Source organism: Streptomyces sp. NPDC092952 (genome assembly GCF_044754785.1).
Taxonomy (GTDB): Bacteria; Actinomycetota; Actinomycetes; order Streptomycetales; family Streptomycetaceae; genus Streptomyces.
The window spans coordinates 28,897-51,298 of the sequence record NZ_JBIVPT010000025.1 but is presented as its reverse complement, the minus strand read 5'-3'; the positions used below and the strand labels follow the sequence as shown (position 1 = coordinate 51,298).

Here is a 22,402-nt window from a genome sequence, read left to right as displayed (position 1 = left end):
CGGGAGCCTCACAGCGCGGGCGGCGGCTCCTGCTGCCCCCGGCCCACCGGCCCCCGCCCGGACAGCACCTCGCCGTAGGCCTGCATCAGATCCGGCAGCCGCAGGGTCGCCAGGTCGTCCCGGCCCGGCAGCGACGTGTACCCCGAGAGCCGCAGATCGCGGTAGGCACAGCTCTTCTCGTACAGCGTGCGCAGGAACCGGCCGTTGCCCAGCTCGTCGATCCAGCCCTGCTCGACGACATGACCGCTGATGGAGGCGAGTTCCTCCAGGGACTCCTCGTCCCACAGGTCGCCGTTCTCCGCCGCGAGCACCTCGCCGATCGCCGTCAGCTCCGCCGGACGGTAGCTCGGGAAGTCGACCCGGGTGGTGAAGCGCGAGGAGAGACCGGGGTTGGTGGCCAGCAGCCGGTCCATGCCCTCCGGGTATCCGGCGAGGATCACGACCAGGTGGTCCCGGTTGTCCTCCGCCCGCTTGAGGAGGACCTGGAGGGCCTCGTCCCCGTACGCGTCACCCTTGCTGTAGCCGCTGTTGGCGAGGCTGTACGCCTCGTCGACGAAGAGCACCCCGCCGAGCGCCGAGTCGATCAGCTCATTGGCCTTGACCGCGGTCTGGCCGAGGAACTCGCCCACCAGGTCCGCCCGCTGGGCCTCCACCAGATGGTCGCCGCCCAGCAGCCCCAGCGCGTAGAAGACCCGGCCCAGGATGCGGGCCACCGTCGTCTTGCCCGTGCCGGACGGGCCGGAGAAGACGAAATGGCGCTTCGGCGGCTGCACCGGCAGCCCCTGCCCGGACCGCAGCCGCGCCATGTTCAGCTGCGCGGACAACGCCTTCACCTGGCGCTTCACCGGCTCCAGGCCCACCATCCGCTCCAGCTCCGCCAGCGCCTCGGCCAGCAGCACCGGATCGCTGGGCCCCGCCGGGAACGGCGCGGGCGGCTGACCGGGCACCGCCGACCGGTGCCGCGCCCCGCCGGACGGCGGCGGCATCCCGGCACCCGGGATCCCGGGCTGCTCGCCGTCCGGCCGCAGCTCCCGGCCGTCCGGCGGATCGGTGCCGGGCAGCGGCGGCTCCGGCTCCGGCTGCACCTCCGACACGGCGCCGTCCGTACCGAGCCCGGCCAGCGACACGGCGGCCAGGCTCGCCGCGTCGTCGGAGCCCTCCAGCCCGTCGTAGTCCGCGATGGCGGCGAGCCGCGCGGCGGTGTCCATGAACGTCGGGTCGATGCGGTGCACCGCCCGGTACAGCGGCAGGGCGGCGGCGCTGCGGCCGGTGCCCTCATGGGCGCGGGCCAGCCAGTAGCGCAGCTCCTTGCGCTGCGGCTGCTCGCTGCGGCACCGCATCAGGGCGGTGGCCAGCAGCGGCTCGGCCTGCCCGTACATCTCCAGCCGCACCCGCGCCATCCCGCCGAACAGCCCCGCCTCGATGCCGAGCAGCGGGTCGTCCGTCAGCTGTTCGGTGTTGCGGACCAGCTGATCCCAGTCCTTGACCAGGTACGAGCGGCAGGCGTGCAGAAAGCGGACCTGCGGGTCCGTGTCCACCGGGGGCAGGCCGGCGAGTGCCCGGTCCAGCTCGGGGACATGGCGGCCGTCCAGCCAGTGCGAGGCGTGCGCGAGCAGCAGATCGCGCCCGCTCTCCAGCACCGGCTGCACCCACCAGCCCAGCCAGTACCAGGAGTTGAGCGTGCGCCGGTGGCGGGTGCGCTGCTCGCCGAAGCGTTCGCGGTGGCGGTACATGCGCAGCAGCGCGGTCGTCGTGTCGACCCTCAGGGCGTGGAGGCCGAGCCAGCCGTCCGCCATGCCGGGGTCGAGCCGTACCGCCGCCCTGAACTCCTCCTCGGCCTGCGGATAGGCGCCCACGGTGTAGGCGTCCACGCCGCGCAGCCAGGCGAGGTCGGCCGGGGCCTGTGCGCCCTGCGTGCCGATGTCCATCTGGTCCCCCACAAACCGTGCCCCCAGGATGTCCCGCCGCACGATTCTGCCCATCGGGGAGCGTCGAATCACTTGGCCGCGAACGGGAATTGACCGCACCGAGAGGCATCGTACCTGCGCAGGGAGTATGCGACTAAGGGCTCCGCAGACGGAACGAAGACTGTGACCCAGGGTGATCGGAACCCCCTCGAACCGGCGCGGGGGAGGGGTGCGAGGGCAGAACGAAGCCCCCGATCACGGGGGAACAACCGGGGGCTTCGCGTCTGTCGGGGCTCCGAAAAGCCGCACATTGAGAACGTAAGACCTGTACCGTCCCCGGGTCAAGCCGAGTTGGGGTACTTCCGGGGCGATTTCCCACCATTCACCGGGGCGCCGCACCGCACTCACGCTCGGTGACGGAATGGTTCATTCCTGCTGCCGGGGCGGGGCCGTCCAGCAACGCGTATCCCACCGGCAACTGCCGCACCAGGGTGTCCGCGTACGGGCGCGAAGGATCGGCCGAGAAGTGCTCCGCCTCGGCCGCCGTCCACCCGTCCCAGAACTCCGTGAGCGCCGGCCCGTCCCGGCGCCGCCCGCGCTCCCAGGACTCCGCCGCGTCCAGTTCCATCCACAGCAGCCGGGCCAGCCGGGGCCGCACCGCCCGCCGCCCGGCCCCGACCCCCTCGACCAGCACGACCGGGGCGGGCCGGAGCGTCCGCGGCGCGCCGAACCGCCGGGCGGTCCAGTCGTACGGCGCGTACCGCGCGCATTCGCCGCGTCCCAACGGCTCCAGCACCTGCTCCCGCAGCCGGTCCGTCCAGGCGAAGCAGGCGTCGTGGCTGGCCAGGTCGTCCAGGTGCAGGACCGGGGCGTCGCCGAGGGCCGCGGCCAGGCGGGCGGCGAAGGTGCTCTTGCCGGAGCCCGCGTGGCCGTCCACGGCGATCAGCCGCACCGGTCCGCAGGACGGGGCCAGGGCACGCAGCCGCGCGGCGAGCGGCGAGAGGTCGGTCATGCCCACCAGCCTACGAGCCGCTCCGGAGCATCCGCAGGTCACGTCAGTGGACCAGACCAATATTGGTTGGTCGGCACGAGTCGAATCCCTGGCCGGATCCGGTCGCGACCGGCGATAGTTGGCGCACTGCCGTGAACCTGTAGCCGCATTCCGCCGACGACCGGGGGTCTCGCCCATGAACCGACCGACCTCACGCAGAACCGTGCTGACCGCCGCGCTCGCGGTGGCGGCCACCGCAGGCGCGGTGTCCTCCGCCGCGTCCGCCTCGGCCGCCGTTCCCGCCGCCCCGTCCGGGGCGGCCCCGACGACGGGCCCCGCCGTGGACAACCACTCCTGGCACGGCTTCACCGACTGGCGGTCCGGCTCCGGCGCCGGGACGCGGCCGGTCGCGGGCCGGCGCCCCGGACTGGTGATCGGCCACGCCGAGGGCCGCACCGACTACACCGACCCGCACACCGGCACGACCGCCAGCTGGGAGTACGCGAGCTGGACCTCGCCGCTCCACCGCCCCGCCGTCCCGGCCACCGAGGTCATCGCCTCCTGGAACGCCCACACCCCGGCGGGGACCTGGATCCAGATCGAGCTCCAGGGCCGCTACTCGGACGGGACCACGGCCCCCTGGTACGTGATGGGCCGCTGGGCCGCCGGCGACGGCGACATCCGGCGCACCTCCGTGGACGACCAGACCGACGGCCGCAGCTCGGTGTGGACCGACACCCTCTCGGTGGACGACCCGGCGAGCGGGCTGCGGCTGGCCGCGTACCGGCTGCGGCTCACCCTGTACCGCACCCCCGGGAGCCGCCTGACGCCCACGGTCTGGCGGGTCGGTGCGATGGCCTCCGACGTCCCGGACCGCTTCACCGTCCCGGCCAGCACCCCCGGACTCGCCCGCGAGCTGATCGTGCCGCGCTACTCGCAGAACATCCACGCCGGCCAGTACCCCGAGTACGACAACGGCGGCGAGGCCTGGTGCAGCCCCACCTCCTCGCAGATGATCATCGAGTACTGGGGCCGCCGCCCGACCGCCGAGGACCTCTCCTGGGTCGAGCCCGGCCTCCCCGACCCCCAGGTCTGCCACGCCGCCCGCTTCACCTACGACTACCAGTACGAGGGCTGCGGCAACTGGCCGTTCAACGCGGCCTACGCCTCGACGTACGAGGACATGAGCGCCGCCGTGACCCGGCTGGGCTCGCTCACCGACCTGGAGACCCTGATCCGGGCGGGCATCCCCGCCATAACGTCGCAGTCCTTCCTCAAGGAGGAGCTGACCGGCGCGGGCTACGGAACCTCCGGCCACCTGATGACCGTCATCGGCTTCACCGAGGACGGCGACGTCATCGCCAACGACCCGGCCTCGCCGAGCGACGAGGCGGTGCGCCGGATCTACCGACGCCGCGAATGGGAGAACATCTGGCTGCGCACCAAGCGCTACGACGCGAACGGCAAGGTCAGGAGCGGTACGGGCGGGGTCTGCTACCTCTACTGGCCGGCCCGGCCGACTCCGGCGCAGCGCCGGGTGCTGGAGTCGTTCGGCCTGCTGTGAGCATGTGCGGCCCGACGGCCGTCTCCACGACTCGGCGGCAGCGTTTCCGGCCGTCCTGAGCGAGGTGGCCGTACCGGTCCACCGTGACCTTGACCGAACGATGTCCGAGCCGGCGGGACACCTCGTGAACGGAGACTCCGTTGGTCAGGGCCACGGTGGCCCCTCGGCGGCACAAGTCGTGCGGTCGTGTGCGGATGATGCGCTCGTACCCTTCTTCCGGTCCCGCGGCCGTCGGCCCTGGAGACGGCTCCGGATGAGGTAGGGGCCGAGTCGTGACGGGACGTTCGACCGGGGCAAGTCTCACGACCGGCTTACGGGTGGTGATCGCTGGATGTCACAGTGGGGTCATGCGTAGTGACGAGGCCGGCGTGCGGGGATCGGTCACCGACCTGGTGCGGGAGCGGTGGGGAGTCACGCTGGGCGGAGAGTTCCCCGCGCGGTTCGCGGAGCCGGGGTGGAGGTATGAGGCGACCGTCGACCGTCGCTGTCCGGTGTGTGGCGGTGAACTGCACGCCCTGCGCAGACCGTACGGGTCCCAGGGGCGCACCTATCAGTACACGGCGCTGGTCTGCCCCGCCTGTCCCGCCGCCTTCACCCTGGCGGACCTCGGTGTGAAGCGATACGACCAGCTGACGGACGCCGTGCCATGCCGGTCCGGGCAGTCGGCCCGGACCCGTCCTGCTTCCGTTCCGCTCGGGGCCCGCCCGGGCGGGCCGGGGGTCACCGTGACCGCGATCATCAGGGTTCCGGCGCAACCGCGTCCGGGCGCGGGCACGGGCCGTGGACCGGCGTGGCCGGAGGACGTGGTCATGCCCGATGGGACGGAGCAGCGCGCCTTGTTGTGGTGCACGGTCGCCGATCCCGAGTGGCGTCCGGCCGAGGCGGCGCTCGCGGTGGCCGAGGACGCGCGGGTGATCCTCCCCGAAGGCCCGGAGTACGAGGCGCTGCGGAGCTGGCTGAAGGAGCGGGACGTCCCGTACCGGGTCGGCCGCTACTGGGAGGAGGCCGGTCAGGTCGGCACGGTCGGCGACACCGGCGGCCGCACCGAGCTGGTCGCGGCCGGTCCGGACGGATCGGCACCCGCCGCCGGCCCCTGGGCGGTGGCGGCCCGGGACGCCTTCGCGGCCCAGTGGGACGCCCTGGAGGAACTGCCGGACGGCGCCGCCGACGCATACGTGCCCGTGGGAGAGCTGGTGCCGGCCGAATGGGCCGGGCTGCTGCCGCACCCGTCGTTCAATCCGGTGCAGGCCGCCGCCGTACCGGCGGTGCTGAAGGACACCGGGCATCTGGTCGTCGTCGCGCCGACGGGTGCGGGGAAGACCCCGATCGGGATGGTCGCGGCCCTTGAAGCACATTCCCGCGGACGCAAGGCGGCCTGGCTGGTGCCGCAGCGCTCGCTCACCGACGAACTCGACCGTGAGCTCGAGCTGTGGCGCGGCCATGGGCTGCGGGTGGTGCGCCTGACCGGTGAGGCGGCGGTGGACACGGAGCTGATCCGGTCGGCCGACGTATGGGTGGCCACCACCGAGAAGTTCGAGGCGATCTGCCGCTCGGGCTCGCTGCGGGAAGCGCTTGCCGAGGTCGGCTGTCTGGTGGTCGACGAGATCCACCTGCTCGGCGACCCGGCGCGCGGCGCCGTACTGGAAGCACTCCTCGCCCGGGTACGGGAGGACGGGGCGGCCACCCGGATCGTCGGCCTGTCGGCGACGGTCGCCAACGCCGACGAGGTCGCGGACTGGCTGGGCGCCCGGCTGGTCCGCACCACCTGGCGGCCCACCCGGCTCACCTGGCAACTGCCCCTCCTGCCCCCGGTCGACGAGACGGACTGGGTGAAGCGGGCCACCGTCCGCACCGAGGCCGCCGTACGCATCGCCCGACAGATCACCGGGGACGGCGGCAGCGTCCTCGTCTTCTGCGGCAGCAAGCGGGGGGTGCGGTCCACGGCACTCGCGCTGGCCGCCGACCGGGGCGTGCCCACCACCGGCGTGGACGCCGACGACGCCGAAGAGGTGGAACGGCTGTGCACCAAGGCGGGTGTACGGCTGCACTACCGGGACTGGCCGTACAAGCGGGAGGCCGAGCAGGCGTTCCGCGCCCGCGAGGCGGAGGTCCTGGTCGCCACCTCCACGGTCGCGGCCGGCGTCAACCTCCCCGCCCGCGCGGTGATCGTCCGCGACACGACCCTCGGCCTGGACCGCGTCGAGGTGTCGATGGTCCAGCAGATGTTCGGCCGCGCCGGGCGTATCGGTGCCGGGGAGCGCGAGGGCTGGGCGTTCCTGCTGAGCGACCCGGCGGAACGGGCGCACTGGCAGGCCCGACTGGCTGCCGGGTACACCGTACGGTCACGGCTCGACGAGCACCTGGCCGACCATCTCCTCGCCGAGACCGTGCAGGAGCGGCTGTCCACCCTCGACGAGGCGGAGCGCTGGTGGGCCGGGACGTTCGCCGCGTACCAGGGCCACGACAGCGTCGAACCGCTGCACGAGGCGGCGCGGTTCCTCGCCGAGGTGGGCTGCCTGCGGCCCGCTGCCGACGAGGAATGCCTGGAGCCCAGCCCCCTGGGCCGGCTGACCAGCCGCTTCATGGTGAACGCCACGATCACCGACGACCTGGCGACGGCACTGCGGCGAGCACCGGTACCCGAAGACCCCCTCGCAGCGGAGCAGTTGCTCGCGTTCCTGCTCAGCACCCGCCTGCCCGTGCTCGAACAGGCGCCGTTCACCGAGCGGGCGAAGGCCGCTCTGCGCCGGGTCCTGCGCGAGACCGGGGGTGCGGACGCCGAGCAGGACGACCCGTGGGGGATCGGCCTGGAGGAGGGGGCGACGCCGGGCGACGACGAGCAGCAGCCGCAGGCCGGTGACCTGGCCCGCGCAGTCCTGTTGCTCGCGGCAGCCCGCCCGCACCTCTTTCGCGGCCGGCCCTCCTACGTCCTCGGCATCCCCGTCGACTCCATGACCGGCATCCTGGAGGAGGCGCAGCGCTATCTGGCCTGGCTGGGCGCGCAGGGCTCCCTCGGCACGGTCCATCCCTGGGTCGCCGTCGTCGCCAGTGACCTCGCGCTACGCATTCGCTGGCGCACCCTGGGCCCCGGCCGGGGAGCCGGACGCCTGCTGTGGATGTGCGAGCGCATGGCCACGGCCCCGCGCGCACCCCATCTCGTCCCCCGCATGTGGCACGCGGCCCGGGCCCGCGGCATCGACGCACCCGACTGGAACGGCACGACCCCGCCGAGCGACTGCGTCCTGCCCCCGGACCGTTACCACGCCCTCCTCGCGGAGCGCGTCACCGGCACGCGCCTCACCGTCGAGGACGACATGGTCCGGGTATGGGCCCCGCCCGGAGCCGTGATCCGCCTGTGGAACGGTGTTACCACCACGTTGCACCTCTCCGACGGTGAGGAGACCACGCTGCTTCTGCCACCCGCCGACCCGGCCGACGCGTCGGCGGGAGCGCGCGGCGCGGCCGCCTTCACCAGTGCCGACCGGTTGGCGACGGGGTGGCTCGGGGCGTACGCGTCGATCCGTGCCTGACCGGGGCAGCGGGCCCGCGATCGGACGGTGGGTGAGGCGGGCATTCTGCCCGTGCCGCCCCACCCGATCGGCCCGCGCGTCGGGCGACCGCTCTCGCCGTCGCCCTGACCCACTCGGGCCCGATCGCCCGTCGCATGCGGCATGCCGCGCAGGAAGGCGCTCCTGGCCCGGTTCGGGGCTTCGAGGGCTTTCGCGAGAAGGTCCCGGACGGGCTCCTCGGGCTCCTGTGAAGTGAGACCGGCGGGGATGCGGACCCACACCTTCCCGCCCGGGTCGGTATCCACGAGTGCGTATCCCGTGGACCGGGGCGGTGTCCCAGTGCCCGCAGTGCGACCGTGCGGTCCTCCAGCTCGGCGATGGCGGACTCGAACTGTGGCGGATCCGGTTCGGTCCAGGCGCTGCCGGTGCCCGGCCGGATCTCGGGCTGCTGCCCGTCCTGGCCGTCTTCGATCACCGGTATGGAACCTACAGGGGGGCGGCCCGGTCCTTGATCCCGGCAAGCACGGTGTCGAGCATCCGGTCGAACTCCGCCAGGGATCCGAAGTCGGCCATCATCGGGCTGAGCGCGGCCATCGCCGGGTACGCGGTGGCGTCGAATGCCGGCACAGCGATGGGTCCGTCGCTGGTGCGTGCCAGCAGGTGGCCGTTGAGGAAACTGAACAGCACCATGGGCGCATCCGCGACCGTCTGGTCGGGCAGGCCGGCCTCACGCATCGCGGTGACCAGTCCCTCCAGGGCGGAGACGGCCACTGGCGAGGTCTGGGCGCGCGTCACCAGCAACGGGAACACCTGGGGGTGCCGGTAGGCCATCTCGCGGTAGCCGTGTGCCGTCCGGCGGGCGATTTCCTCCCAGTGGTGGGACGCGTCATCGTCCGCGGCGGCAGCCACCTCGGCGAGCACCGCCTCGGACATCGCGTCCAGCAGTGCCGCCTTGCCCTTGATGTGGTGGTAGATCGACATCGGGTCGACCTCAAGCTCTTGTGCGAGTCGTCGTACCCCGAAGCGCTCCAGCCCGTCGCGGTCGACCAGTGCTACGGCGGCGGCGGCGATCCGTTCGCGGTCGAGTCCCGCCGAAGTGCCCTGAGTGCGTCTGGCCATGTCCACTCCCTCCCTTGCAAACCTACGCCGTAGAAATTACCGTACGGGAAAACAAACCTACGGCGTAGGTTTCAGGTCGCCGGTCCATAGACCTGACGGAGGGGGAGACATGGGCGGGGTCGCTGACACGGAGGGGCCATCGACGTGACCGAGACGATGTACGACTGCCCGTCGATGGTCGAGTACGCATACGGCCCGCCCCCATTTCTGACGCGACCGCGGTTCTTGCGGCGGCCCGCCGTCCCGCCGGGAACCGGTGCCGGCGCGCTCTCGCCCCCGTACACCGGCAACCTGGGCGGAATCGCACCCGCGCTCGTGGTGGTGCCCACCCGGGACGCGGTCGCCGATCACGACCGCCGCTACGCCGAGCGGCTTCACGCGGCCGGGACGCCTGTGAGGCTTTCCGGATACCCGGGCGCGAGGCACGCGTTCCTCGCCATGCCTGCCGTGGAACCACGGGCCGGGGCTGCCCGGGCGGAGATCCTCGCGTTCCTCCGCACGGCGCCGGTCAGGTGACGGAGGAGCGATGCACCCCACCACCCCGGAGACGGAGATCCTCAAGCATGCGCATGACCGAGCGGACCGACGGGCTGACCGAAACCGACCTGGTGGAGGGCTGGCGCAAGGCCGGGGTCCAGGAAGGCATGTCCGTGATCGTGCACTCTTCCCTGTCCAGCATCGGCCACGTCGACGGCGGAGCCGCCACCGTGATCGGCAGCCTGCGCACCGTGCTCGGCCCGACCGGAACGCTCGTCGCTCCCACCTTCACCTGGCAGGTCACCGATCCCGACCCCGACCGCGTCGGTGTCCCCGATGCCGAGGTGATCGAACGGCGCGCGGCCGTGCCCGCCTTTCATCCCGACCTGCCGTCCACCGGCATGGGCGCCGTCCCCGAACACCTGCGTTCCTTGCCCGGGAGCGTGCGCAGCTCGCATCCGCAGGCGTCCGTCGCCGCCATCGGTGCGCGGGCAGCCGATGTCGTTCGCCGTCAGACGCTCGGATTCGCGGTCGGCCCCATGTCGCCGTTCGGCCGTCTGAACGACCTCGGGGGCCACATCCTCCTCGTGGGGGTCGGCCACGACCGCAACACCTTCCTGCACTACGCCGAAACACTCACACCCAACCCACGCCTGAAGGTCCGTCGCTTCCCACGGGACCTCGACGGAGAGCGGGTGTGGGTCGAGACGCTCGACGTGGGCAACGACAACGGGAGGTACTTCCCCGCCGTCGGCCGCGAATTCGAGGAGCAGGCCGGCATCGAGGAGACGATGGTCGGCGACGCTCCCTGCCGGCTGATCCCGGTGCGGCCGCTGGTCTCCTTCGCGGTCCGCCGCCTCACCGAACTGCTCGACGCGGACCAACAGAACCCGTGAACGAACCCGTCCGTTCCACAGGTCCTGACGACCGGCCCCCGGCAGTTCCCGTTGCCCGCGCCTGCGCGACAACACGGTCGCCCGCGACCCGCGACCCGCGCCCGACCGCGACCGGCCTCGGCGGTATTGCAGCCGCCGTCCCCGGCACCGGGGCCCAGCAGACCCGGTACGGCGACCACCGCACCACCCTGACCTGCCAAGAAGAGAGAGAAGCACCCTGATGAAGAAGCCACTCTGTACGCGAGGGGCGCTCGGAGCGATGTACGCAGGCGTGGTGCTCACCGTCCTCGTGACGATCGCCCCGTACGTCGACCACGGCACCACCCATCTGCTGGCCGACCACATCCGCGCCGGCTATCCGATGTACCCCCGGGCGCGGGTCGACTCGGCCGTCACCACCTACCTGGTCGTGCTGTCCGTCATCGGAGCGTTCGGCGTCCTCGCCTGGCTCGCAACGGCCTGGGCCGTCGGAGCAGGCAAGCGGTGGGCCCGTCCCGCCGCGACCGTGATGCTCGTGCTCGGCACCAGCATCGGGCTGGCCGGGCTGCTGACCAAGGACACCTCCGGCGCGACCGGCCTGCCGCCGGAGCTGGGCTGGGCCGGGATGATTCCGTGCCTGGCGGGCATCGTCGCGGTCACATTGCTCTGGAGGAGACCCCGACTGACGTGACGTCGGTCCGGCGGAAGTCGGCACCAGCTCGGTACCAGCGCGTTCGCGCTCGATCCGCCCCACCCGGTCCGAATCTGTGACCTGCGCCCTCCCGCATGGAGATCATCATTCGCCTACTGTGAGCCTGTGAAGCGAACCGGCCCGTACCCCCGTGACCCCGGCCGGGCGATATCCGTACAGACGGGGTGCCTCGCCCGCCGAGGGCGCGGGGGTCGCGGGGCCGGGGCTGTTCTCGTCGCCGTGCTCGCCGTGGTCGGATGCGCCGGGGGCGGCGCGGGGGCGGCGGACGGGATGTCGCCGAGGGCGAGCGCCTACCTCGGCTCGGCGCTGGACGTGATGGAGGAGCACTCCCTCGTCACCGCGGACGTGGACTGGCCGAGGGTCCGGCGGGAAGCCGTCGTCCGTGCCGGGGCGGCACGGACTCCCGCCGACACCCATGAGGCGGTCCGGCAGGCACTGAGGGACCTGGGCGACGGGCACAGCACCTTCTTCGATCCCCGGGAGGCGTCCCGGGCCCTGAACGTGCCGGCCGGTGACCTGATGCTGCCCGAGGGCCGTCGGCTCGCCGGTGGCATCGGGTATCTGACGCTCCCTCCGGTCCCGTCCGACCGCGTCGCGGGCCCGTACGTCCGCTCGGCACGCTCGACCGTCGAGGGCATCGACCGGCGGGGCGCCTGCGGCTGGGTCGTCGACCTGCGGAGCAACAAGGGCGGGGACATGTGGGGGCCGCTCGCAGCGGTGGGGCCCGTCCTCGGTGATGCCACCGTCGGTGAGGCCGTGTACGCCGACGGCAGGAGGACGCCTTGGACGATCGAGAAGGGCACGCCCCGCCAGTACCTGGAGAAGTGGGGCCCCGCGGCTCCGCTGGCCCGGCCGATGCCGCCGGTGGCCGTGCTGACCAGCGGGCGGACCGCGAGCGCCGCGGAAGCGGTCGCCATCGCCTTCCGGGGCCGGCCGGACACCCGTGCCTTCGGGCAGCCGACCGCCGGTGTCCCCACCGCGAACGCCCCGTACCGGCTCTCCGACGGCGCGCTGGTCATCCTGACCGTGGCCCGCGAGGCCGACCGGGACGGACGCCTGTACGACGGGCCCGTCGTACCCGACGTGACCGTTCCGGAAGGGCTGGGGAAGGACGGGGCGCTGGCGGCCGCCACGGACTGGCTCAGGACCCGGGAGGGGTGCCGGAGTCCCCGCTGACCTCCTGTCGGTCGGGAGGAGGCCGGGTGCCCCGGTGGGCCTCATCCCGGGATGAGGCCCACCGGGGCACCCTGGCGCTGTGCCGTCTCAGCAGCGGGGCAGGTCCACGTTGTAGTCGGCGGCGCTGAGGTAGACCCTGCTCACCCAGACGTTGGGGTTGCCGCTGTCGTCGTCGGTCTGCAGCCAGACGGTGCTGGTGTGGCCCTTGTCGGTGTAGTTCTCACCGTTGGTGAAGCAGTAGACGTAGTTCCTCCCCGCGTACAGGGTGCCCGCGTGGGAGGAGTCCCGGGAGTCCGGAGTCCAGTGGGACCACGAGGAGTAGGCGAAGTTCACGTAGTACTTGGTCCGCTGCAGCGTGGGCTGCGCGGCCGGGGACGACGGCGCGCTCGTCGAGACGGCCGGGCTCTGGACGGCGTGGGCGGGGGCGGCAGTGACGGCCAGTCCGGCCCCGCCGAGGAGGGCCGCGGTCAGCACCGCGGTCGCGGAACGCTTGAGCTGCTTCATTATTGATTCCTTCCGGTGTGTTGCCTGTCGGGTGTGCTGTTGGCGTTACGCGCGGGTCCGCCGGGGGACCGCGCGCGGGCCGGCTCGGGTCACGGGCCGGTCACCTCCCCGCCGGCCCGCGCCGATGCGGTGGACCGTCGATCGTCCGGTCTTCGCGAAGGCGGCGGTTCCGGGGGAGCGGTGGTGTGCGTGATGCGGCGGCCTTCATGCCGGGCCGCGTCGGGTTTCTCGGTCCGTACCGCATGCTGCAGTCAGCAATGGGGCAGGAGCGCGTCGTAGTCCTCGGGGCTCAGGTAGACCCTGCTCACCCAGGTCTTCGCCTCGACGGGGCTGGAGGGGAAATCCATCAACAGCCAGACCGTGCTGGTGCGGCCGCGGTCCGTGTACGCCGGACCGTTGGTGAAGCAGTGGACGAGGTACGAGCCGCCCGGCAGAAGCCGCCCGCCCGAGGTTCTCCCGGAGTCGAACTTCAGCATGCTGCCGACTCTGTTCACCGCGGAGGGCGGTGTGCTCGATGTGGCGTCCGGGGCCTGGGTGGCGCGGGCCGGGGCTGCCGTGGCGGCGTGACCGGTTCCGCCGAGTACGGCGACGGCGATGGCTGCGGCTGCGGCTGCGGCTGCGGCCAATGTGCACAGGGGTTTCCTGCTCAAGGGGCGTCCTCCTCGGTCGTTCGCGCTCCCGGCCCTCGACCGGGGCCGGTGCTGGCGCTGCACCGAGTCTTCGCCGTCCCGGCAATGTCTGGCAGGCCCCATTCATCACGTCAGACAAAGCTGTTGGGCCCGGTTGCCGGTGTGTCCCGACAGGCCGACCGGCGGACACCCCTGGCCTCTCGCGGGGCCGGCACATGGCGCGTGGCCAGGTCATGCCGGTACGAGCCGGGGGTGGTGGGGCGTGTCGAGCGCGCGCCGGATCCGGCCGAGGGGCGGTGGTCCTGTTCGCTCGCGAATGACAGAAGTTGTGTAAGAGGCCAGGCCTTACGCACCGGGCGAAGGGCGACTACTCGACCGCGGCACGGGCCCGCACGGCCGAGTGCGCGATGGCGACGCGGAGGCGTGGACCGGGCGGGGAAGTGCGGCGCGGCAGGAACCGGCGGACCAGGTGCTTCGCTGCCTGGGGACCAGACCAGGAGGTGCGCATGTGGGGGTGTCGTGTACTCTCCGATGGCTTCCGGCTCCGGGCACGGCGAGCGCCTCGGCGTCGCCGAAGGCGGATCGAGCCATCCGTGAACGCGGTGGCCGTGCCGGATGGTCAACTGCCCGCCGAACCGCAGGTGGGCGGCATCCGCGTAGCCTCCCCAGTAGGTGAAATCGGCGAGGCCGTCCGTTGTTGACGGGTGACCGTCTCCGGTCCACGAGTCGAGGGCGACCGCGTCACCGATCACCTGCCGCACCGGTCGACCGGCAGATCACCGAGGAGGATCGGTGTCCAGAGGGGACACCGTCGTGCCGGCCGGACCGCCGACTGCCTTTCTGCCGCTGCGGGAACCGCGACCATCTCGCACGGCCAGTCGTGGACGTGTCCTCCCCCGACGGGCGCCGCGGCGCCCGCGCGCTCGGACAGCGGCCGACCCAGCTGCGGCCAGTAGCCGATCCAGGGCGCCGTCCCGAGGACGAGGACCCCCGACGGCGCTCGTACGACTCCCAGGTCGGTGCCGGCCTCAGCCATGCGCCGATTGGACCTTCGCTCACCGTTCGGACCAAGGTCCGAGGTGTCAGCGACTCCGGTTGCCGGGGGCGTCTCGGTTCCAGGTTCCGCCGGCCTCGGCGGGCGCGGCGACCGGCGTCGGCATCACAGCGCTCCACAAGGGGCTGGCCTGGCCGCGGTTGCGGGCGCTGAGCTCCTCGAAATACCAGTCCTGGCCGAGCAGTTGCTTCACGCGGGGGATGGCCTCGCCGTCCGGGCCCGAGTAGTAGTGGACCTTCTTCCGGTCGCCGTCGGTGACCATGCGGAACATGACCTCGGCCGTGCCGGCGGGATCCGAGCGGACGAGGTTGAGCGAGGCGAAGGCCGCCCAGCCGGCGTCGTAGTCGACGGGTACGTTCTCGGCGCGGTCCACCTTGCTGAAGATCTTCGTCTCGTGGCTGCCGGGGTGCAGCGCCTTCACGACCGCCCCGAACTCCGCGAGCTCCGCGTGCAGGCCCTCCGTGAGGGACGCGACGGCGGCCTTCGATGCCTGGTAGACGGAGGTGTACGGGTAGCCGCCGTCGGCGCTGATCGAACTGACGTTGACGACGACGCCGGAGCGCTGCGTGCGGAAGAGCGGGATGAACGCCTTGTTCAGCGCGATCAGCCCGAAGACGTTGGTCCGGAACTGGCGGTGCACCTGGTCCATCGTCGTGGCTTCCAGCGGGCCGCCCTGGAAGTACCCGGCGTTGTTGATCAGGGCGTCCACACGGCCGAACCGGGACAGGGCGAGGTCGGCGAACGCCAGGTCGGCCTGTTCGTCGTCGACGTCCAGCAGGAGCGTCTTCACATTGCCGAGGCCGGCGTGCGCGTCGAGGTCCGTCTCCTTGCGGACGGTGGCGACGACGTTCCAGCCGGCTTCGGCGAACCGTCGCACCGCGAGGCGGCCGAAGCCGCTGCTGGTGCCGGTGATGACAACGGTCTGGGCTGACATGGAGTGCCTGCTTCCACTGAGGCGATGGGGTCCGCGCCGGGGCGCACCTCTAGTGAAACGCTGTTGTGCTAATAGCACAACATGGTTGCGCTAAAGTGGGCGGATGACCCAGCCGAAGTTCGAGCGTGCCCGTAGTGCCGAGGCCAAACGCATGCGCGAGTCCGCGATCCTCGGGGCGGCCGAGCGCCTGGCCGTCGAGCACGGCGTCCGCTCGGTGACCCTCACCGACATCGCCGCCGCCGTCGGCATGCACAAATCGGCGATGCTGCGGTACTTCGAGACCCGGGAGGAGATCTTCCTGCGCCTGGTCGCCGTCCAATGGAAGGAATGGTCCGAGGAGGTCCGCGACCGGCTCGGCCCGCAGACCCCCCGGGGCGCGGGCGACGCCGAGGCACGGCTCGTCGCGGTCGCGGGCACCCTCGCGCGGACGCTCGTCGCCCGGCCGCTCTTCTGCGACCTGCTCGCCCACACCCCGCTCAACCTCGAACGCGGCGTGTCCTTCGACGCCGTACGCACCTTCAAGGTCATCGCCGTGGCGGAGGCGGCCGCCGTGGGCTCGGCGCTCGGCGCGGTGCTCGGTCTGACGCCGGACCAGGCCGGCAACACCGTGGCCACCGCGACGGCGATGGCGGGCGCACTGTGGCAGATGGCCGCGCCCGGCACCGAACTGCGCCGCTTCTACGAGGACACTCCCGAGCTCGCCCACGCCGTCGTCGACGTCGCACCCCGTCTCACCGACATCCTCACCGCCCTCCTGCGCGGCTACCGCTCCGCCCGGGACACGGCCTGACACCGGCAGGACCGTCCACGGCCGAAAGCCCCGGGCCCCGTCGGCGAACTGCTCATGCCGACGGGGCCGCGGTGCGGATCTCCGATTGGTCAGCGCAGGCGGAGCGCCTCGCGGATCGTGCCGAACAGGTCGGTCTGGTCGGTGACGCCCAGGACGCGGTAGGCCTGCGGGCCCTGCGCGGCGATCCGGACCTCGGTGCCGGTGTGCTCCTGGGACTGGCCGGGCGCGTTGGTCGAGTAGTTGACCTTGATCGGCTGGCCCTCGTCGGTGATCAGCGTGGAGCTCAGGCCGGGCGGCTGGGCCTCCAGCGGGATGATCTGGCTGGTGTGGCCGTGGTCGGCGGTGGTGACGACCAGGGTGTCGGGGTGCTTGGCCGCGTACGCGCGAGCCGTCTTCACCGCGCGGTCGAAGGCGGCGGTCTCACCGATCTGGCCGCAGGGGTCGGCGGCGTGGTCCTGCTTGTCGATCGACGCGCCCTCGACCTGGAGGAAGAAGCCCTGCTTGCCGTGGTTCCGCTTCTGCTTCGCCTCCAGCAGCTGGATGGCCTTCGCGGTCTGGTCGGCCAGCTCCGGGGTGCCGGCGGGCCGGTTCGCGTTGGAGGTCACGCAGCGCTGCGGGTCGGTGCCGCCGAGCGCGGCGGGCTTGCCGGTCCACTCGGTGGGGACGTTGCCCGGGGCGAAGAGGCCGAGCACCGGCTTGTCGCCCTTGGTCGCCTTCAGGGAGGCGTCGTCGGTGACGACCTGGTAGCCGAGCTTGCGCGCCTGCTCGGTGACGGTCAGACCCTTGTACGGGCCCTCTGTGATCTTCTGGTCGAAGCGCTGCTTGCCGCCGCCGAGGAGGACGTCGACCTTGTGGTTCACGCTCTGCTCGGCGATGGAGCCGGGGCCGCCCTTGCCGATGGTGTCGACGGAGCACTTGGCCATGTCGGCCGGGCCCTGGCAGGAGCGGTCGGTGACGTGCGAGGCGAGGACGGCCGGGGTGGCGTCGGTCAGCTCGGCGGTCGTCACCGAACCGGTGGCGAAGCCGCCCTTCTGCGCCAGCTCCAGGATGCTCGGGACGGCCTTGTTGGTGCCCGGCGTCTTGGAGATCCGGCCGTTGACGGTCTTCACACCGGTCGCCCAGCCGGAACCGCTGGCCGCGGAGTCGGTGACGTAGTCCGGCGTGCCGTTCTCGTGCACGGCGTACGTGGTGTACGCGCCGGTCAGCGGGAACTTGTCCATGTTCAGGCGGCCGGCCGCGCCCACGGTGTAGTTGCGGGCCAGGGTGATCTCGGAGTCGCCCATGCCGTCACCGATGAGCAGGATGACGTTCTTCGCCTTGCCGCCCTTGATGGCGCTCTTCGCGTAGTCCTTCGTGTCGTGCGCGCCGGCCGTGGCGGTGAGCGCGACGGCAGCGGTGGCGGTCGCCGCGAGGACGGCACCGGTGGCCATCAGATGCTTGCGGGACAGGCGCTGTATGGGCATGCAAATCTCCTTGATCCGGTCGGCGGGCAGCACCGACGACACACAGCCCATCAGCGCCGGATGAACCGCCGGTGACGTCCTGGCTGCTTCCGTCCTGCCGGGACATGGCATGCGGAACGCCCGGGACATGACATGCGCAACGTTCGGGGAGCGCCCCGCGTGCGGAGCGCCCGCGCCCCCCCCGGTACGGCGACGGGCCCCGGCGGAAGGGAATCCGCCGGGGCCCGCCGGGTGACGGCCGGTGACCGGTGTCAGTCCGTGCCGGACTCCATCGCGGCACGGTCCAGCATGGCCTCCTCGTCCGCGGCCTCGCCGCGCGAGGCGATCGCCTGGGCGCCGCCCTGGTCCATGGCGCCGATCAGCCCGGTCGAAGCGGCCTGCGCCGCACCGATCGGCGTCGGGTGGCCGCTGCCGACCAGGCCGAGCCCCGCGTACTGCTCCAGCCGCGCCCGCGAGTCGGCGATGTCCAGGTTCCGCATGGTCAGCTGGCCGATCCGGTCCACCGGGCCGAACGCCGAGTCCTCGGTGCGCTCCATGGAGAGCTTGTCCGGGTGGTAGCTGAACGCCGGGCCCGTGGTGTCGAGGACCGAGTAGTCCTCGCCGCGCCGCAGCCGCAGCGTCACCTCGCCGGTGACGGCCGCGCCGACCCAGCGCTGGAGCGACTCGCGGATCATCAGCGCCTGCGGGTCCAGCCAGCGGCCCTCGTACATCAGCCGGCCGAGCCGCCGGCCCTCGTTGTGGTATGCGGCCAGCGTGTCCTCGTTGTGGATCGCGTTGACCAGGCGCTCGTAGACGATGTGCAGCAGCGCCATGCCGGGCGCCTCGTAGATGCCGCGGCTCTTCGCCTCGATGATCCGGTTCTCGATCTGGTCGGACATGCCGAGGCCGTGGCGGCCGCCGATCGCGTTGGCCTCCATCACGAGGTCGACGGGGGAGGCGAACTCCTTGCCGTTGATGGTGACCGGGCGGCCCTGGTCGAAGCCGACCGTCACGTCCTCGGTGGGGATCTCCACCGACGGGTCCCAGAACCGCACGCCCATGATCGGCTCGACCGTCTCGACCCCGGTGTCGAGGTGCTCCAGCGTCTTGGCCTCGTGGGTGGCGCCCCAGATGTTGGCGTCCGTGGAGTACGCCTTCTCCGTCGAGTCCCGGTACGGCAGCCCGTGCGCGAGCAGCCACTCCGACATCTCCTTGCGGCCGCCGAGCTCCGTGACGAAGTCCGCGTCCAGCCAGGGCTTGTAGATGCGCAGGTGCGGGTTGGCGAGCAGCCCGTACCGGTAGAAGCGCTCGATGTCGTTGCCCTTGAAGGTGGAGCCGTCGCCCCAGATCTGCACCCCGTCCTCGAGCATGGCGCGGACCAGCAGGGTGCCGGTCACGGCCCGCCCCAGCGGCGTCGTGTTGAAGTAGGGGCGCCCGCCCGAACGGATGTGGAACGCGCCGCAGGAGAGCGCGGCCAGCCCTTCCTCGACGAGCGCGGCCCGGCAGTCGACGAGCCGGGTGATCTCGGCGCCGTACGCGGAGGCGCGGCCGGGCACGGACGCGATGTCGGGCTCGTCGTACTGGCCGATGTCGGCGGTGTACGTGCAGGGCACGGCGCCCTTGTCACGCATCCAGGCGACGGCTACGGAGGTGTCGAGACCGCCGGAGAAGGCGATGCCGACGCGCTCGCCGGTGGGGAGGGAGGTAAGGACTTTGGACATGGCAAGACTATGCACCACTTCGCATGATCATGCAACATGAGGTGTGTCGTGCCTGGTGGGGCGCGTCCGGTGGAGTGCGCCTGGTGGGTGCTTCGGGCCGAAGTGATGCGCCTGGTCGAGGGTGCCGTCCCGGGCGTCTCGGGGGCGCCCGGGACGGCGGGCCGTCAGGAGTTGCAGGTCACCTTGATCTGGGCGGCGGCATGGTGGGCCTTCTCCCAGCCCTTGGACCAGTCGTCGCCCCGGTCCAGCATCTTCACCCCGATGGTGGCGCCCTTCATGGCGAAGGTCCCGGCGTTCACCCACTGGCCGCGATGGGCGACCTGGTTGATCGTGAAGCTGCTGTACATGGTCGAACGGTCGTTGGCGTTCACCAGCACGTGGTACTTCGTGGGGTGCCCGCCCACCAACTTGGTGCTTCCGTTCGGTATGTACACCGAGATCTGGCAGCTGCGGGCCCGGGTGCCGGGTGTCCACCACCACCGGACCCGGCTCTTCGCGTCCTCGGTGGTGGAACCGGACATGGGGACGGCGACGTAGCGGCCGTTGCAGCCGCCCGACGCCGAACCGCCGGACGACTGGGTGAGCCATCCGGCGTCGCCCTCGGAGAAGTAGCCCTCCTGCTGGTAGCCGCCACCGGAGGGAGTGGCGCAGCCCGGGCCCGCGACACCGCTGTAGACCGTGCTCGACGGCGGGGTGGTCTTCTCGGTGGTGCCCGAGCCGCCCGACGCGCCGCCGGACGTGCTGCCCGCCGGTCTGCTGGTTCCGGTGTCGCTCGTGGTGGTCTTTCCGGCCTTGGTCGTCGTGTTGTCGCCGGACTTCTGCGTGCGGGTGCCGCCGGCCGTGCCGCCGCCCTCGTCGAGCGGGGTGGAGCCGCCCTCGTTCAGCGGGGTGGAACCGTTCTCGCCGTCGGTGGAGGGGGCACCGCCCTTGCCCCTCCCGTCCTCATTGCCGCCGAGCCCCTGCTTGTCGCCGGGCTTGCGGGGCGAGGGCGCCGCGGACGCGAACGCGCCGGGTACGTCCCCGTTGCCGGAGCCCAGCAGGGTCCCCGGAACCTCGCCGCCGGCCGAGCGCTTGCCGTCGTCGCCGCTCCCGCCGACGTTGACCAGGAAGGGAATCGTCACGAGCAGGGCACCCGCGATGGCGGCGCCCGCCAGGAGCGCCTTGTTCGGCCGGCCCGTCCTCTCGGGGTCCTCGGTCGTGGTGGTGGCGGTCATGGACGCGGTGGCCTCGGCCTCGGCATCGGAGGCAGCCTCGGCCTCCGTCTTCGTCCGGGCCTCGGCCTCGGCAGTGTTCGCCTCCGGCGCCTCCGCAGCTGTCTCCGCCGTGTTCGCCTCCGCCTCCGGTTCGGCCGTGGCAGTGGTGGCGGTGGACGTCTTGGCAGCGGGCTTCGGGGCCGTCTTCTCCGCAGGCTCCTCCGGTTCCCCCGGAGTGGCGGGCTGCTCCGCGGCCGTTGCCTCGGTGGAAGTCGCGTGAGCGGCGGTGGACGCGGCTTCTTCGTTCCTGGACGTGGTCATGGGGTCCTCTGGATGACGGGACTGGTGGGGAGTGGACGGGATGGAGCGGTGGGCGGGAGTGCGTCGCGGATCAGGCGCGCCTCCAGCCGGAGGTGGGCCGGGCCCGCCGGGTTGACCGAGAGATGGACCCGGTCGGTGGCGAGGCCGCTTACCAGGTCGGCGACGACGACCGTGTCGTGCGCCAGGACGCCCTCGAAGGACTGGTGAGGTACGGAGGTGAAGAGCGGGACCGTCGGCGAACCGTCGGCCCCGGCGACGGTCAGCGGGCCGCCGTCCGGCGCCCGGAGCACGGCCACCTCCGCGCCCGCCAGCGCCTCGACGACATCGCTCAGCGGACCGTACCCGGTGACGGCCAGCTGCACGGCGGCATCGACCGGATCGGTCGGCTCGGGCCACTCCAGGGCGAGCGGGGACGGCCGGTAGTCGTCGTTGGGCCGCCACTCCACGACCTCACCGTCGGGCGCGGACCGCCACTCCCCGGTCACCGCCCAGGGCGGCGGGGCGGCGGCGTCGGTCCAGGCGGGGTCGACGACGCCGATCCAGTGGTCCGGCGCGTCCCGCGCGACCGCGCGGACGTGTTCGGGCACGGGTGGCGATGCCCCATCGGCCGACCCGTCGGTGTGCTGCATCTGTGTGCCTCGGTTCGATTCCGTCATTGCTCCGTCCCATGTGCCGACACCGTGGGTCACCCGACCTCGCGCCGCATGATCGCCTCGTACTCCGGATGCCCGCGCAACTCCTCCGCCGCTTCCGGGGCCAGAGCATGGTGGCAGGCGAGGACCCGCAGCATCTGGAGGTCCGTCAGTCCTAGGTCCCGCATGGACTGCCCTTGGGGCAGGAGTTCCAGCGTTGCCCTCGTGGCCAGGGGCAGATCGGTGAGCCGACGCAGGTTCACCAGCTGTACGCGAATGTCCCGCACCCCGTACCGGTCGAGGATCTGGGCGAGGACGTCGGGGGCGGCCTGACCTGGTTCCGTCGTGTTGTTGCTGTTGCTGTTGCTGTTGCTGTTGCTGTTGCTGTTGCTGTTCGTGCTCGTGCTCGTGCTCGTGCTCGTGTTTGTGGGGGAGGACTGGGGAGGGGGCGGCGGTGCCGATGTCCCGTCCGCCGCGCCGTCGTCCTCGGAGTCGTCGCCTTCCAGGTCGCTTTCCCGGATGCTCTCTTCGTCGTCTGCTTCGTAGCCGTTCTCCGAGGCGTCGCTGTCGTTGTCCGACTGGTCGTTGTGGTCGGACGTGTCGTCCTCCGAGTTGCTTTCCTCGTCGTCCGCCACGTATCCGATCCCTGACACGTCGCTGTCGTTGTCCGTGGTGGTGTCGGTCTCCGAGTCCTCGTCCTCGGTCGCCGACTCCTCGGTCTCCGGGTTTTCGTTCTCGGTACCCTTGTCGCCGAGGTTGTCGCCGAGGTTGTCGCCGAGGTTGTCGCCGAGGTTGTCGCCGAGGTTGTCGCCGAGGTTGTCGCCGAGGTTGTCGCCGAGGTTGTCGCCGAGG

The 22,402-nt window shown here is 71.9% G+C and carries 17 protein-coding genes and 1 pseudogene; 7 read left to right on the top strand and 11 right to left on the bottom strand.

Annotated elements, in window-relative coordinates:
* Positions 1-8 precede the first annotated feature (8 nt).
* Together ACIQGQ_RS33520 and ACIQGQ_RS33515 are read right to left on the bottom strand one after the other, a co-directional pair.
* On the bottom strand, positions 9-1,928 hold the full coding sequence (locus ACIQGQ_RS33520) for an AAA family ATPase (protein ID WP_402403275.1): 1,920 nt from the start codon (positions 1,926-1,928) through the stop codon (positions 9-11).
* A 361-nt stretch (positions 1,929-2,289) separates the two neighbouring features.
* Positions 2,290-2,919 carry a uridine kinase gene (locus tag ACIQGQ_RS33515; RefSeq protein ID WP_402403272.1) on the bottom strand — a complete coding sequence of 210 codons (630 nt, stop codon included), beginning with the start codon at positions 2,917-2,919 and terminating at the stop codon, positions 2,290-2,292.
* 175 nt (positions 2,920-3,094) lie between these two features.
* On the opposite strand from ACIQGQ_RS33515, the gene ACIQGQ_RS33510 reads away from it, so the two are divergent.
* Positions 3,095-4,462 (top strand): peptidase C39 family protein, encoded by a 1,368-nt coding sequence (locus tag ACIQGQ_RS33510; protein ID WP_402403269.1) that lies wholly within the window; start codon positions 3,095-3,097, stop codon positions 4,460-4,462.
* A gap of 347 nt (positions 4,463-4,809) precedes the next feature.
* Positions 4,810-7,992 carry a DEAD/DEAH box helicase gene (locus ACIQGQ_RS33505; protein WP_402403266.1) on the top strand — a complete coding sequence of 1,061 codons (3,183 nt, stop codon included), beginning with the start codon at positions 4,810-4,812 and terminating at the stop codon, positions 7,990-7,992.
* Positions 7,993-8,457: 465 nt separating this feature from the next.
* On the opposite strand, the gene ACIQGQ_RS33500 is transcribed toward ACIQGQ_RS33505, so the two are convergent.
* The gene (locus tag ACIQGQ_RS33500; protein ID WP_402403264.1) at positions 8,458-9,090 is read right to left on the bottom strand and encodes a TetR/AcrR family transcriptional regulator; all 633 of its coding nucleotides are present in this window, start codon (positions 9,088-9,090) and stop codon (positions 8,458-8,460) included.
* A 144-nt stretch (positions 9,091-9,234) separates the two neighbouring features.
* Here ACIQGQ_RS33500 and ACIQGQ_RS33495 point away from each other — a divergent pair, with 144 nt between their 5' ends.
* From ACIQGQ_RS33495 to ACIQGQ_RS33480, 4 genes are all read left to right on the top strand, one after another.
* Positions 9,235-9,606, top strand: a complete 372-nt coding sequence (locus ACIQGQ_RS33495; protein WP_402403262.1) for an alpha/beta hydrolase — start codon at positions 9,235-9,237, stop codon at positions 9,604-9,606.
* A 47-nt stretch (positions 9,607-9,653) separates the two neighbouring features.
* A complete protein-coding gene (locus tag ACIQGQ_RS33490) occupies positions 9,654-10,463 on the top strand; it encodes an aminoglycoside N(3)-acetyltransferase (protein WP_402403259.1) in 810 nt (269 codons plus the stop codon).
* A gap of 220 nt (positions 10,464-10,683) precedes the next feature.
* Positions 10,684-11,133, top strand: coding sequence for a hypothetical protein (locus tag ACIQGQ_RS33485; RefSeq protein WP_402403257.1), 450 nt, complete (start codon positions 10,684-10,686; stop codon positions 11,131-11,133).
* A 291-nt stretch (positions 11,134-11,424) separates the two neighbouring features.
* Positions 11,425-12,330 carry a S41 family peptidase gene (locus ACIQGQ_RS33480; protein WP_402403338.1) on the top strand — a complete coding sequence of 302 codons (906 nt, stop codon included), beginning with the start codon at positions 11,425-11,427 and terminating at the stop codon, positions 12,328-12,330.
* Between the two features lie 87 nt (positions 12,331-12,417).
* Here the strand turns inward: ACIQGQ_RS33480 and ACIQGQ_RS33475 are convergent, their stop codons facing one another.
* The 3 genes from ACIQGQ_RS33475 to ACIQGQ_RS33465 form a co-directional block, all read right to left on the bottom strand.
* Positions 12,418-12,834 (bottom strand): hypothetical protein, encoded by a 417-nt coding sequence (locus ACIQGQ_RS33475; RefSeq protein WP_402403255.1) that lies wholly within the window; start codon positions 12,832-12,834, stop codon positions 12,418-12,420.
* A gap of 251 nt (positions 12,835-13,085) precedes the next feature.
* On the bottom strand, positions 13,086-13,484 hold the full coding sequence (locus ACIQGQ_RS33470) for a hypothetical protein (protein ID WP_402403252.1): 399 nt from the start codon (positions 13,482-13,484) through the stop codon (positions 13,086-13,088).
* A 1,061-nt stretch (positions 13,485-14,545) separates the two neighbouring features.
* On the bottom strand, positions 14,546-15,451 hold the full coding sequence (locus tag ACIQGQ_RS33465; protein ID WP_402403249.1) for an SDR family oxidoreductase: 906 nt from the start codon (positions 15,449-15,451) through the stop codon (positions 14,546-14,548).
* Between the two features lie 103 nt (positions 15,452-15,554).
* On the opposite strand from ACIQGQ_RS33465, the gene ACIQGQ_RS33460 reads away from it, so the two are divergent.
* The gene (locus ACIQGQ_RS33460; protein ID WP_402403245.1) at positions 15,555-16,241 is read left to right on the top strand and encodes a TetR/AcrR family transcriptional regulator; all 687 of its coding nucleotides are present in this window, start codon (positions 15,555-15,557) and stop codon (positions 16,239-16,241) included.
* Positions 16,242-16,330: 89 nt separating this feature from the next.
* Here the strand turns inward: ACIQGQ_RS33460 and ACIQGQ_RS33455 are convergent, their stop codons facing one another.
* From ACIQGQ_RS33455 to ACIQGQ_RS33435, 5 genes and pseudogenes are all read right to left on the bottom strand, one after another.
* Positions 16,331-17,704, bottom strand: coding sequence for an alkaline phosphatase (locus ACIQGQ_RS33455; protein WP_402403243.1), 1,374 nt, complete (start codon positions 17,702-17,704; stop codon positions 16,331-16,333).
* Positions 17,705-17,955: 251 nt separating this feature from the next.
* Positions 17,956-19,404 carry an argininosuccinate synthase gene (argG, locus tag ACIQGQ_RS33450; protein WP_402403241.1) on the bottom strand — a complete coding sequence of 483 codons (1,449 nt, stop codon included), beginning with the start codon at positions 19,402-19,404 and terminating at the stop codon, positions 17,956-17,958.
* A 164-nt stretch (positions 19,405-19,568) separates the two neighbouring features.
* Positions 19,569-20,918, bottom strand: coding sequence for a hypothetical protein (locus ACIQGQ_RS33445; RefSeq protein WP_402403239.1), 1,350 nt, complete (start codon positions 20,916-20,918; stop codon positions 19,569-19,571).
* Positions 20,915-21,505, bottom strand: a complete 591-nt coding sequence (locus ACIQGQ_RS33440) for a type VII secretion system-associated protein (protein ID WP_402403236.1) — start codon at positions 21,503-21,505, stop codon at positions 20,915-20,917. Before ACIQGQ_RS33440 ends, ACIQGQ_RS33445 begins: the two co-directional genes overlap by 4 nt.
* Before the next feature lie 98 nt (positions 21,506-21,603).
* Positions 21,604-22,402 (bottom strand): annotated as a pseudogene (locus ACIQGQ_RS33435) (hypothetical protein); the annotation flags it as partial.